Below are 12607 nucleotides of genomic sequence, written 5' to 3' on the forward strand. Positions count from 1 at the left end.
ATATGAGTAATTCTAAACAACAACAGGAACAAATTAATATAGAGTTGGATGAAAAAACTGCTGAAGGAATTTATTCCAATTTAGCAATAATTAATCATTCATCTTCAGAGTTTGTTCTCGATTTTGTAAGTATCATGCCTGGTATTCCTAAAGCTAAAGTAAAGTCAAGAATAGTTTTGACTCCGCAGCATGCCAAAAGATTGTTGAAAGCAATTGGAGAAAATATTCATCGTTTTGAACTTGCCCATGGTGAGATTAAAGATACTGAACAACCTCCAATACCGCTGAATTTTGGTCCTGCAGGACAAGCATAATTTTTATTAAAGGCTCCATTTTTATGGAGCCTTTTTTGTTATATCTTATTATTGCAAATGGGATATTCGTAGTAAGTAGTAAATATTTGTTGTTAATGTGAAAATTAGTAGGTCAGTGAACGTACATATTAGCGTTTAAACTGTTCTTTTGTTAGTTAACGAGTTTAAGTGGTGTTCATCGGAAATATTTTTTAAAAGTCTAATGCGGTTGTATTTTTGCTAAAGAATAAGGAGATAAATTAATAATCCTTATTGAAAAACAAAAATTATGATCAATTCAGTAGCTATAAATAACAAGAGAAATTCAATAACATTATTTTTAATGTTTGCTTTTATTTTGTTGTCTAATGTTTCATTTTCTCAAACTCAAATTGTTAATTCTTTAGTATCAAATACTACAGAATCTACTAATGAGGTTAAACAAGAAAATAACAAAGCAGCTAATATGGAATTTGTTCTTTGGTTCATGGGTTCAAAACAAGATCCAAACAGTACAATATCTACTGAGGGTATAAATACAAAAAAACAAATTATGACTTCTGGGTTGGCACCTAATCGTTTATTGATTAAAGCTTTCTTGAAAAAAGCAGTGAATTTTGAAAGTGCTTTAGCATAAACAAAATAAAATTTAAAAGGGATAAAAAAAACGCTAATGTGAATTAGCGTTTTTTTTTGTTCTTGTATTTTTTATAACCTTATTCAAATTCTGATGTAAAGAATAATTTTACACTTGGGTATTTGTTTTGAGTCATTTGGATTGTAAAGTCGGAATCAGCTAGAAAGACTAATTGTCCGTATTTATCGTGCGCTAAGAATTTCTGTTTGATTCTTTTAAATTCTTTAAACTCATTGTTTTTAGCATCATCTGGTTTTACCCAACATGCTTTGTGTACAGGAAAGTTTTCATAAGTACATTTAGCACCATATTCATGTTCTAGTCGGTATTGGATTACTTCATACTGAAGTGCACCTACAGTTCCAATGATTTTACGGTTATTCATTTCAAGTGTGAACAACTGTGCAACCCCTTCATCCATCAATTGATCGATACCTTTATCCAGTTGTTTTGCTTTCATTGGATCTGCATTATTAATGTATCTAAAATGCTCTGGAGAGAAACTAGGGATTCCTTTAAAGCTCATGATTTCTCCTTCGGTTAAAGTGTCGCCAATTTTGAAATTTCCTGTATCGTGAAGACCTACAATATCTCCAGGATAAGAGATGTCTACAATTTCTTTCTTTTCTGCAAAAAAAGCATTTGGACTTGAGAATTTTAAATTCTTTTTCTGACGTACATGATAATAGGGTTTGTTTCTTTCAAATGTTCCAGAAACAATTTTTATAAAAGCAAGACGGTCTCTGTGTTTTGGATCCATATTTGCATGGATTTTAAATACAAAACCAGACATTTTTTCTTCTTTTGGATCTACTAATCTTGTTTCGGATTCTTTTGGTCTAGGTGAAGGTGCAATAGCAACAAAACAATCTAGTAATTCTCTTACCCCGAAATTGTTCAATGCCGATCCAAAAAACACGGGTTGTAGTTTACCGTCTAAATAGTCTTGACGATCAAATTTTGGATAAACTTCATCAATCAATTCTAGTTCTTCACGTAAAGTATTTGCAGGTTTTTGACCTATTATTTTTTCTAATTCAGGGTTTTGAACATCAGAAAAAGCGATTGTTTCTTCAATATTTTTACGATTGTCTCCGCTAAATAAATTGATGTTTTGTTCCCATAAATTATAAATACCTTGAAAGTCATACCCCATTCCTATTGGAAAACTAAGAGGTGTGACAGTAAGTCCTAATTTTTGTTCCACTTCATCCATCAAGTCAAAAGCATCTTTTCCCTCACGGTCCATTTTATTAATAAAAACGATGATAGGAATTTTTCGCATTCTACAAACTGCGACTAATTTTTCTGTTTGTTCTTCAACCCCTTTTGCTACGTCAATTACAACGATAACACTGTCAACAGCGGTTAAAGTTCTAAAAGTATCTTCGGCAAAATCTTTATGCCCAGGAGTATCAAGAATATTGATTTTTTTATCTTGGTAATTAAAAGCCAAAACAGAGGTAGAAACCGAAATTCCTCTCTGACGCTCAATTTCCATGAAATCACTCGTAGCTCCTTTTTTAATTTTATTGTTTTTTACTGCACCAGCTTCTTGAATTGCTCCTCCAAAAAGCAACAATTTTTCTGTTAGTGTTGTTTTACCTGCATCGGGATGCGAGATAATTCCGAAAGTTCTTCTTCTTTGTATTTCTTTTAAAAAGCTCATATTTACTGTAAATAGTTTGCAAAAGTACTATTTATAAATGCTAATAAAAAAAAATGAGGCTCTCTTTTAGAATAGCCTCATTTATAATTATTGCAAACTCGATTTCAATAAGTTAAAAGGACTATTAATGCAGTACTTCTAATAAAGAATAATGCTCCTATAAAATTTTGTTAATAGTAGAGTGGAAACTTGTATTATGTAATTGAATTGTTATTTTTGTTCGTTTTAATTATGGGAAAAGGTTTGTAAGAACATTTTTATTTCTTGATACTTATAGCGTATATTTGGTCGCGAAAGTAAAGACTTCTATAAATAAATTTTGAAGAATTGAGGAACAGAATCCTTTGCCGTAATATAAATTTCAAATAATGCTATTAAATAAATTACAAATGAAGTCCATAAATAATAAAATTGCGCTTGTTTTTTTTCTTTTACTATTTTCAAGTACAATTTCAAGAGCTCAAGAGATAATTAAAGACAGTGTTATTGTTCCTGTTAAGAAAATCCAATCCAATCAAAGACAAAAAATAGACGGTGTAGTTGCTACTGTAGGGGATTATATTATATTGGATTCAGATATTGATAAATCGTATTTAGAAATTTCAAGTCAAGGAGGTTCAATTAAAGATATAACAAGATGTCAGATGTTAGGAAAACTAATGGAAGACAAACTGTATGCGCATCAAGCAATTCAGGATAGTATTAAAGTAACTGATGCTGAAGTAAAAGGGATGTTGGAAGATAGATTAGCCTATATGGTAGGTCAAATTGGATCTCTTGAAAAAGTAGTAAAATACTATAAAAAAAATTCAGAAGAGGAGTTTAAAAGTTACTTTTTTGATATTTTGAAAGAGCAAAAATTAACTTCTGAAATGACAAAAAAGATTGTTGAAGGAGTTGAAATTACACCAGAAGAAGTTCGTAATTTTTTCAAAAAAATACCTAAGGATGAATTGCCTCTTTTTGGTGCAGAAATGGAAGTAGCGCAAATCGTAATTACTCCTAAAGTTTCGGATGCTGAAAAACAAAAAGTAATTGATAAACTTAATGGGTTTAAGAAAGAAGTAGAAGAAGGTTCTAGTTTTGCAACTAAAGCAGTTTTATACTCTAAAGATCCTGGGTCAGCTACAAATGGAGGTTATTATAAAATGAATAGAAAAACAGCTTTTATTAAAGAATTTAAGGATGTTGCTTTTAGTTTGCAAGAAGGGGAGATATCGGCTCCGTTTGAAACTATTTACGGGTTTCATATTATATACATAGAGAAAATTAAAGGACAAGAAATTGAATTACGCCATATATTATTGACGCCAACAGTTTCTGACGAAGCTATTAATGAAGCTAAAGAGAAGATAAGTTTAATTAGAAGTAAAATTGTAGATAAAAAAATAACTTTTGCAGAAGCGGCTAGAACAGAATCTGATCAAAAGGAAACTAAAGCAAATGGTGGTGTTTTGATTAATCCAAAAACGCAAGATACGCGTTTCGAATTGACAAAAATGGATCCTAGTCTGTATGGTCAAGTTTCAAATTTAAAAGATGATGCGATTTCACAACCTATATTGGATACGGATGAAAACGGTAAAAAAAGTTTTAAGCTTATTACTGTGACAAATAGAATCAACGAACATGTTGCGGATTATGCCACCGATTATCTTAAAATAAAAGAGTTGGCTTTAAAAGAAAAACAAATTAAAGCTGTTGGAAAATGGTTTGATGAGAAAATAAATGAAACGTATATTAAGGTTCTTGGTGAATACAGAGATTGTGATTTTACCAATAACTGGTTGAAGAAAAAATAATTTTTATAAAATAAATAAAAAGAGTTAGCTTTATGGATTTTCATAGCGTTAACTCTTTTTTAATTTAAATAGGTTTATAAATGTCTGATGTAGCAGCAATACATAATTTAGTACAGAAACGGAACGATCTTAAAAACGAAATCGCCAAAATAATAGTGGGTCAAGATGCAGTAGTAGATCAAATTTTACTCTGTATTTTTTCTGGAGGTCATGCTCTTTTAGTTGGTGTTCCAGGATTAGCAAAAACATTGTTAGTAAATACACTGGCTCAAGCTTTAGGGCTTCATTTTAAAAGAATACAATTTACACCAGATTTGATGCCTTCCGATATTTTAGGTAGTGAAATATTAGATGAAAATCGCCAATTTAAATTTATAAAAGGACCTATTTTTTCGAATATCATTCTTGCGGATGAAATCAATAGAACACCTCCTAAAACACAAGCCGCTTTATTAGAAGCGATGCAAGAGCGTTCTGTTACAATAGCAGGTGAGAATTACAAACTGGATCTGCCTTATTTCGTTTTAGCTACACAAAACCCTATTGAGCAAGAGGGAACTTATCCGTTGCCAGAAGCGCAGTTAGACCGCTTTATGTTTGCTATAAAATTAGAATATCCTTCATTTGATGAAGAGGTAGAAGTGGTTAAAAGAACTACTTCTGATGTGAGTTCAAGTATTAATCCTCTTTTTACGGCTCAAGAAATAATAGACTTTCAGCATTTGATACGTAGAATACCAGTTGCCGATAATGTTGTTGAATATGCAGTAAGTTTGGTTTGTAAAACACGTCCTGATAATGCTTTGTCTGATGGGTTTGTTAAAAATTATTTAGATTGGGGTGCAGGACCTAGGGCATCACAAAATTTAATTTTAGCTGCCAAAGCTCATGCCGCTTTCAACGGTAAATTTTCGCCAGATATTGAAGATGTCAAAGCCGTGGCAATTGGCATACTTCGCCATAGAATTATCAAGAATTACAAAGCAGATGCTGAGGGGATAACTGAAGAGATTATAATCTCAAAGTTACTTTAAAATGAAATTTATTAGCTGGTTTGTAGTTGGGTTTTGAATAGAACTACAACGTTTTCTTGTTGAGTGTGATTTTTGCTTTTTAGAAAAAATACTAATACAAATGTTTGATTACGGATTAATCATTTTAGTGTTAAATTTTTTCTATTTTACTAATTATACGCATTAAAAATCAGTATTAGATAATAATAATTTTTGAAAAGGGCACCTCTATTAAATTTTTTTAATTCTCATCTTTAATATGTAAATTTGCACTTGAAAAAACAAAAATCACCTATATATAATGGCTTTTTGATATTGAAATTATCAATGGAATCTGCTATTAAAATTGAAAAAGACTTCTATTATGAATACGTATCAGGATTACATCCAAGAGATTGAAGAAAGAAAAAACCAAGGACTTAACCCAAAGCCAATTGATGGTGCTGAATTACTAAGCGATGTTATTTCGCAAATTAAAGATTTAAATAACAAGGATAGAGAAAGTTCTCTTGACTTTTTTATTTATAATGTGGTACCGGGTACTACTCCTGCGGCAGGTTTAAAAGCTAAATTTTTGAAAGAAATTATTTTAGGAGAATCAGTTGTTGCTGAGATTACTCCTGCTTTTGCTTTAGAGTTGTTATCACATATGAAAGGTGGAACTTCGGTTGAAGTGTTGCTAGACTTAGCTTTAGGTGCTGATGCTGCTATTGCAAAAGATGCTGCGGCAGTATTAAAAACACAAGTTTTTCTTTATGAAGCAGATACTGATCGTTTAGAAGAGGCTTATAAAAGCGGTAATGCTGTAGCAAAAGAAATCTTAGAGAGCTATGCTCAAGCAGAATTCTTTACAAAATTACCAGAAATAGCTGAAGAAATTAAGGTAATTACTTATATCGCTGGTGAAGGAGATATTTCAACTGATTTACTTTCTCCAGGAAACCAAGCACACTCAAGATCGGATCGTGAATTGCATGGTAAATGTTTGATTTCTCCTGAAGCACAAGATGAAATTAAAGCATTGGCAGAAGCTAATCCTGATAAAAGCGTTATGTTAATCGCTGAGAGAGGTACTATGGGCGTAGGTTCATCAAGAATGTCAGGTGTTAACAACGTGGCATTATGGACAGGTAAAAAAGCAAGTCCGTATGTTCCATTTATCAATATTGCTCCAATTATTGCCGGTACAAACGGTATTTCACCAATTTTCCTAACAACTGTTGGGGTAACAGGTGGGATTGGGATTGATCTTAAAAACTGGGCTAAAAAATTAGATGCAGAAGGAAATGTTGTCGTTGATGCAGCAGGAGAGGCTATTCTTGAAGAAGTGTACTCTGTTGCTACAGGAACTGTTCTTACAATCAACACAAAGACTAAGAAATTATATAATGGGGACAAAGAATTGATTGATATTTCATCTTCTTTAACTCCTCAAAAAGTGGAATTTATAAAAGCGGGTGGGTCTTATGCTATCGTTTTTGGTAAAAAATTACAAACATTTGCTTGTAAAACTTTAAATATTGATATACCTCAAGTGTACGCTGCATCAAAAGAAATTTCTATTGAAGGACAAGGTCTAACTGCAGTTGAAAAAATATTCAATAAAAACGCTGTTGGAACTACTCCAGGTAAAGTATTGCACGCTGGTTCAGATGTGCGTGTTACCGTAAATATTGTGGGTTCGCAAGATACAACTGGTTTGATGACTTCTCAGGAGTTAGAGTCTATGGCTGCTACTGTGATTTCGCCAATTGTTGACGGTGCTTATCAATCAGGGTGCCACACTGCTTCAGTTTGGGATAATAAGTCTAAGGCAAATATCCCTAGATTAATGAAGTTTATGAACGACTTCGGTTTGATTACTGCACGTGACCCGAAAGGAGAATATCTTGCAATGACGGATGTTATTCATAAAGTATTAAATGACCTTACAGTTGATGACTGGGCAATTACTATTGGTGGTGACTCTCATACCAGAATGTCTAAAGGAGTTGCTTTTGGTGCTGACTCAGGAACCGTTGCACTTGCATTGGCTACAGGTGAGGCTTCTATGCCAATCCCGCAATCTGTGAAGGTAACTTTCAAAGGGGAAATGAAGGAATATATGGATTTCCGTGATGTAGTTCATGCTACTCAATCTCAGATGCTTCATCAGTTTAAAGGAGATAACGTGTTCCAAGGACGAGTTATTGAGGTACATATTGGTACTCTTACAGCTGACCAATCCTTTACATTTACGGATTGGACTGCAGAGATGAAAGCGAAAGCTTCTATCTGTATTTCTGAAGATGCTACATTAATCGAATCTTTAGAGATTGCAAAAGGTAGAATCCAGATCATGATTGATAAAGGAATGGATAATAAAACACAAGTTCTGAAAGGATTGATTGCTATTGCTGATAAGCGAATTGCGGAAATCAAATCAGGTGACAAACCAGCATTGACTCCAGATGCAGATGCTAAGTATTTTGCTGAAGTTGTTGTTGATCTTGATGTGATTGCAGAGCCAATGATTGCAGATCCAGACGTAAATAATATTGATGTTTCTAAACGATATACGCACGATACAATTAGACCACTTTCTTTCTATGGTGGTGATAAAAAAGTAGATCTTGGTTTTATAGGTTCTTGTATGGTTCACAAGGGAGATATGAAAATTCTGGCTCAAATGCTTAAAAACATAGATGAGCAACAAGGTAAGGTAGAGTTCAAAGCACCGCTTGTAGTGGCGCCACCTACTTATAATATCGTAGATGAACTTAAAGCAGAAGGAGACTGGGAGATTTTACAGAAGTATTCTGGTTTTGAATTTGATGATAACATACCTAAAGCGATAGCACGTACTTCATACGAAAAAATGTTGTACTTAGAACGTCCAGGATGTAACCTATGTATGGGTAATCAAGAAAAAGCCGCCAAAGGAGATACGGTAATGGCAACTTCTACACGTCTTTTCCAAGGGCGAGTTGTTGAGGATACTGAAGGTAAAAAAGGAGAGTCATTACTTTCGTCTACACCTGTTGTAGTTTTATCCACAATTTTAGGTAGAACTCCTACTATAGAAGAATACAAAGTAGCTGTAAAAGGAATCAATTTGACTAAGTTTGCACCTCCTCATAAGCAATTAGTTAGGTAATTGTTAATCTTTATTAAATATATGAAAAGTCTGAGTTATTAACTCAGGCTTTTTTTTATAGCTCCTCATTTTTTTGTATATTGTGGTGTTTAAAATTGAACAACAAAAACACTTATATATTATGGCTTTTGATATTGATATGATTAAAAAAGTGTATGACAACATGGCTGCTCGTGTTGATGCTGCACGCGAGGTAGTGGGTCGTCCGCTAACTTTAACAGAGAAAATTTTATATACCCACTTGTGGGACGGAAAGGCAAAGCAAGCGTACGGACGAGGAGTTGATTATGTTGACTTTGCTCCAGATAGAGTAGCTTGTCAAGATGCAACTGCTCAAATGGCTTTGTTGCAATTCATGCATGCAGGTAAGAAAACGGTAGCGGTGCCTACAACGGTACATTGTGATCACCTAATTTTGGCGAAAGTAGGTGCTGAGAAAGATTTAGCAGTAGCAAAACAACAGTCAAGTGAAGTTTTTGACTTCCTTTCTTCTGTTTCAAATAAATACGGAATTGGATTCTGGAAACCTGGTTCGGGGATTATTCATCAAATCGTTTTGGAGAATTATGCTTTTCCAGGCGGAATGATGATTGGTACTGACTCTCATACTGTGAATGCAGGTGGATTAGGTATGTTGGCAATAGGTGTTGGTGGAGCTGATGCCGTTGATGTAATGTCAGGTATGGGATGGGAATTAAAATTTCCTAAATTAATTGGTGTTAAGTTAACTGGAAAGTTATCTGGTTGGACTGCTCCAAAAGATGTGATCTTAAAAGTAGCTGATATTCTTACTGTAAAAGGGGGAACTGGTGCTATTGTTGAATATTTTGGTGAAGGTGCTACTAATATGTCTTGTACTGGTAAAGGTACAATTTGTAATATGGGTGCCGAAATTGGAGCTACAACTTCAACATTTGGTTATGATGATTCTATGCGTAGGTATTTATCTGCAACGGGTCGTCAAGATGTAGTGGATGCTGCTGATAAAGTGGCTGATTATTTAACAGGCGATCCTGAAGTTTATGCTAATCCTGAGCACTATTTTGACCAAGTAATTGAAATAAATTTATCAGAATTAGAACCACATATCAATGGGCCTTTTACTCCAGATAGAGGTACTCCAGTTTCTAAAATGAAAGAAGAAGCTGCTGCAAATGGATGGCCTATAAAAGTAGAATGGGGATTAATTGGTTCTTGTACCAACTCTTCTTACGAAGATATGGCTCGTGCAGCATCTATCGTAAATCAAGCTGTTGAGCATGGAATTACTCCAAAAGCGGAGTTTGGAATTAATCCAGGTTCAGAGCAAATTAGATTTACAATTGAAAGAGATGGTATAATTGCTACATTTGAAAAAATGGGTACAAAAGTATTTACAAATGCTTGTGGACCATGTATTGGACAATGGGATAGAGCAGGAGCTGATAAACAGGAGAAAAATACAATTGTGCACTCTTTCAACCGTAACTTCTCAAAAAGAGCAGATGGTAACCCAAATACACATGCTTTCGTAACTTCACCAGAGATGGTAGCTGCGTTAGCAATTTCAGGAAGATTAGATTTCAATCCATTAACGGATACTTTATTGAATGATAATGGAGAAGAAGTGAAATTGAAAGCTCCTTATGGTGATGAATTACCAAAAAGAGGATTTGATGTTGATGATAATGGATTTCAAGCGCCTGCTTCCGATGGTTCTGGTGTTAAAATAGTGGTTAGTGAAACATCGGATAGACTACAATTATTAGCTCCATTTGATGCGTGGGACGGAAAAAATATTACAGGAGCTAAATTGCTTATTAAAGCATTTGGTAAATGTACAACGGACCATATTTCTATGGCTGGACCATGGTTGCGTTTTCGTGGACATTTAGATAATATTTCTAATAATATGTTGATTGGTGCAGTAAATGCGTACACACAAAAAACAAATTCAGTTAAAAATCAATTAACAGGTGAATATGATGCAGTTCCTGCAGTTGCTCGTGCATACAAAGCAGCTGGAGTCCCTTCCGTTGTTGTTGGAGATCATAACTATGGGGAAGGCTCTTCTCGTGAGCATGCTGCAATGGAACCTCGTTTCTTAGGAGTAAAAGCAGTACTAGTAAAATCATTTGCTCGTATCCATGAAACGAATCTTAAAAAACAAGGACTTTTAGGATTGACTTTTGCTAATGAAGCAGATTACGATAAAATCCAAGAAGATGATACAATCAACTTTATTGATTTAGTCGATTTTGCTCCAGCGAAACCAATATCAATAGAATTTGTTCATGCTGATGGAAGTAAAGATATTATCTTGGCTAACCATACATACAATGAAGGGCAAATTGGTTGGTATGTTGCTGGATCAGCATTAAACTTAATTGCAGCTGAAGCTTAATTTTTAGTTTTATTATATATTTAAAAACGCTCTGTGAAAACAGAGCGTTTTTTGTTTGTAATCTTATCAAGTTATAAAGTTTTTAAGTGGTAAATTTTTGTAATAGTAAATTCATTTAGATCAATACTGTAAAGATTAGCAGATGGGCTCTTCGAATAATAGTTTTCTATTGAACCCCCAAGTAAATATATAGTATCATTATAGAAATACAATTGAGAAGTCTTCATGGGTAAGTCAATTAAGTATTCCTTTAAAATATTGGAATTGAGGTCCAATGTGATAATTTTCCCGTTTTCAAATATATATATCGTATCATTATTTACTGTCAAAGCAGGTTTTTCCATTGCATATGGTAGATTGCCAATTGTATCCCACTTCCCAGTTAGTAAATCGAGAGTTGTAATTTCTGTTAATGGTTTATTGTCGTAGCCACCAATTAAATAAATTTTGTCTCCTACTAGAACACCGGATGTTTCCTTTGCAGTAGGCATGTCTTCTAGTTTGTACCAATATCCAGATTTAGTATCATAGTTGTGAACTTCTTTGGAATATATTTTCTCCCCTTTTTCATTTGATTTTGTGGATCCTCCCAAGAGGATTATATTATCTTTATAGGTAAATGAAGAAAAATTGGTGGCTTGGTGTGGATTTGTTTTATCAATTTCAATTGTTTTATTTTTCAAATCGTATACTTCAATAGTATTTTCTAAATAATCATAGACACCATTTCTAGATCTTCTTCTGCCACCTATTACGTATATTTTATTGTCATAATAATTAAGATTATGATACGCTCTTTTTCTGAAGTCAGCTGTTGATTTTTCCCAATAATCTTGTTTTATGTTGTAAATATATAAATTGCCTGAAAATGCAGTACCACTGAACTGCGTAGCTAATTCTCTCATATAATCTTCCAAAGTAAAGTCGGGGTTTTCGTATTGCAATTTTTTGAAAGCATCTGATTCAAATGAAGTATCACCACCAATTACGTATATTTTACCATCAATTAATACAGAGCCAAAAGAGTAAATCCCTTTTTTTAAGTTGCTTAACTTGGTGAAGCTAATTTTACTTTTTAAATTTTTGGTACTGTATATAGTCGTTTCTTTTAAATTTTCAATTTCAGTTTCTAGTTGGATAGAAAAATTATTTTTTTTGAATTCTGAAATAAGAATTCCTTTTGTAATATAACCTATATGCGAAAAATAGATGGAATCATTATATTGAATTTCATTTTTCAATTTTAAGTTAAATTTGCCGTCTTCATCCGTTAATGCAGTTGCCGTTGTTTTTTGGGAGGTAATATTGACATCCTCAATACCTAGGTTTGTGTTTTTATCTAGGACAACTCCTTTTATACTTTGTGCGTACGTAAGTAAGGAGGAAAATGTAAAAAGGAATATTAATTTTTTCAAAGCATTAATTTTAATATGAGATTCTATTTTAGAATTAAAAGTAAGGATAATATGACTGTATTTTAAAAAGTTTTTTTAATTTTTGAGGTTTGTTAAATTCTATATAAAGAGTTGTTAAAAAAATACGATATTTGTATTAATTGGTTAAATTCGCTTTTATCAAATGATTTTTTTGATTTTTTATAATTTAAAGTATAAAAAATAATTGATTTTTATTAAAGTTTTTTTATATATTGCTGGTAATTAAGGTGTTGTTTTT

8 protein-coding genes are annotated in these 12607 nt (G+C 33.0%); 6 read left to right on the forward strand and 2 right to left on the reverse strand.

The window, feature by feature from the left end; all coding sequences use genetic code 11:
- Nucleotides 1-2 precede the first annotated feature (2 nt).
- Both AB3G39_RS05935 and AB3G39_RS05940 read left to right on the forward strand, forming a co-directional pair.
- Nucleotides 3-314, forward strand: a complete 312-nt coding sequence (locus AB3G39_RS05935) for a DUF3467 domain-containing protein (RefSeq protein ID WP_331578288.1) — start codon at nt 3-5, stop codon at nt 312-314.
- 268 nt (nt 315-582) lie between these two features.
- Nucleotides 583-930 carry a hypothetical protein gene (locus tag AB3G39_RS05940; RefSeq protein WP_367754848.1) on the forward strand — a complete coding sequence of 116 codons (348 nt, stop codon included), beginning with the start codon at nt 583-585 and terminating at the stop codon, nt 928-930.
- A 79-nt stretch (nt 931-1009) separates the two neighbouring features.
- Here AB3G39_RS05940 and AB3G39_RS05945 read toward each other — a convergent pair whose 3' ends face one another.
- A complete protein-coding gene (locus AB3G39_RS05945) occupies nt 1010-2599 on the reverse strand; it encodes a peptide chain release factor 3 (protein WP_367771740.1) in 1590 nt (529 codons plus the stop codon).
- A gap of 368 nt (nt 2600-2967) precedes the next feature.
- Here AB3G39_RS05945 and AB3G39_RS05950 point away from each other — a divergent pair, with 368 nt between their 5' ends.
- The 4 genes from AB3G39_RS05950 to AB3G39_RS05965 all read left to right on the forward strand — a co-directional run bounded on the left by AB3G39_RS05950 (nt 2968) and on the right by AB3G39_RS05965 (nt 10933).
- Nucleotides 2968-4401, forward strand: coding sequence for a peptidylprolyl isomerase (locus AB3G39_RS05950; protein WP_367771737.1), 1434 nt, complete (start codon nt 2968-2970; stop codon nt 4399-4401).
- An 80-nt stretch (nt 4402-4481) separates the two neighbouring features.
- On the forward strand, nt 4482-5435 hold the full coding sequence (locus tag AB3G39_RS05955; RefSeq protein ID WP_367754840.1) for an AAA family ATPase: 954 nt from the start codon (nt 4482-4484) through the stop codon (nt 5433-5435).
- Nucleotides 5436-5778: 343 nt separating this feature from the next.
- On the forward strand, nt 5779-8550 hold the full coding sequence (locus AB3G39_RS05960; RefSeq protein WP_367774172.1) for a bifunctional aconitate hydratase 2/2-methylisocitrate dehydratase: 2772 nt from the start codon (nt 5779-5781) through the stop codon (nt 8548-8550).
- 121 nt (nt 8551-8671) lie between these two features.
- Complete coding sequence (locus AB3G39_RS05965) at nt 8672-10933, forward strand: aconitate hydratase (protein ID WP_367771735.1); 2262 nt, start codon at nt 8672-8674, stop codon at nt 10931-10933.
- Between the two features lie 71 nt (nt 10934-11004).
- On the opposite strand, the gene AB3G39_RS05970 is transcribed toward AB3G39_RS05965, so the two are convergent.
- Nucleotides 11005-12348 carry a kelch repeat-containing protein gene (locus AB3G39_RS05970; RefSeq protein WP_367771733.1) on the reverse strand — a complete coding sequence of 448 codons (1344 nt, stop codon included), beginning with the start codon at nt 12346-12348 and terminating at the stop codon, nt 11005-11007.
- Between the last annotated feature and the right edge of the window lie 259 nt (nt 12349-12607).

The organism is Flavobacterium sp. WC2416 (assembly GCF_041200095.1).
Taxonomy (GTDB): Bacteria; Bacteroidota; Bacteroidia; order Flavobacteriales; family Flavobacteriaceae; genus Flavobacterium.

What these genes read in the sequence shown, in the direction of transcription:
- AB3G39_RS05940 (WP_367754848.1), top strand. Translation starts at nt 583, where the DNA reads ATGATCAATTCAGTAGCTATAAATAACAAGAGAAATTCAATAACATTA.
- AB3G39_RS05955 (WP_367754840.1), top strand. Translation starts at nt 4,482, where the DNA reads ATGTCTGATGTAGCAGCAATACATAATTTAGTACAGAAACGGAACGAT.
- AB3G39_RS05965 (WP_367771735.1), top strand. Translation starts at nt 8,672, where the DNA reads ATGGCTTTTGATATTGATATGATTAAAAAAGTGTATGACAACATGGCT.
- AB3G39_RS05945 (WP_367771740.1), bottom strand. Translation starts at nt 2,599, where the DNA reads ATGAGCTTTTTAAAAGAAATACAAAGAAGAAGAACTTTCGGAATTATC.
- AB3G39_RS05950 (WP_367771737.1), top strand. Translation starts at nt 2,968, where the DNA reads ATGCTATTAAATAAATTACAAATGAAGTCCATAAATAATAAAATTGCG.
- AB3G39_RS05960 (WP_367774172.1), top strand. Translation starts at nt 5,779, where the DNA reads ATGAATACGTATCAGGATTACATCCAAGAGATTGAAGAAAGAAAAAAC.
- AB3G39_RS05935 (WP_331578288.1), top strand. Translation starts at nt 3, where the DNA reads ATGAGTAATTCTAAACAACAACAGGAACAAATTAATATAGAGTTGGAT.